The following is a 431-nucleotide window of genomic DNA, read 5'->3' as shown; positions in this document are numbered from 1 at the left end:
CATTATGAGTTATCCAAGTCAAATGAACCATAAAATCGATCGTGGCCAATTAAATGAAATCATGGCTAAATCACTTAACAAGCAAGCAGCAGAAGTTGCGAATAAATTGCTGGAAGCCAATTGTGATGCTCTTGGAGTCGGTAGACGACTGCGGGTGAGCCATTCTGATTTGTGGAAAAATATCAACTGGGAGAAGGCGTATAAAAAAGTTAATTTGCATTCAAACATTCAAGTCCATATTAAAAATACAGGCGTAATTAGCTGAGTTTTCATACAAAAAATAATAAGCAGCTTAAACTAGGATTCTAGTTTAGACTGCTTTTTGCCATTCTGTTGAAAATTATTGTGTAGGCACGATTGCTCTCCAATTACTTGGTGGCGCATCGAGTTGCCATAAAAATGAGATCGTGATACAATATCCTGACGAACGT

At 37.4% G+C, this 431-nt stretch carries 1 protein-coding gene; it reads left to right on the top strand.

Annotation, left to right across the window (positions count from 1 at the left end):
* Nucleotides 1-265: Ger(x)C family spore germination C-terminal domain-containing protein (locus tag AC1DUA_RS40710; protein WP_477505025.1), on the top strand; the 265-nt coding region annotated here is incomplete at its 5' end.
* Between the last annotated feature and the right edge of the window lie 166 nt (nucleotides 266-431).

The organism is Paenibacillus sp. 01T422 (assembly GCF_056398785.1).
Note: the sequence above shows the minus strand (reverse complement) of the source record. Positions and strands in the feature narration are given on the sequence as shown.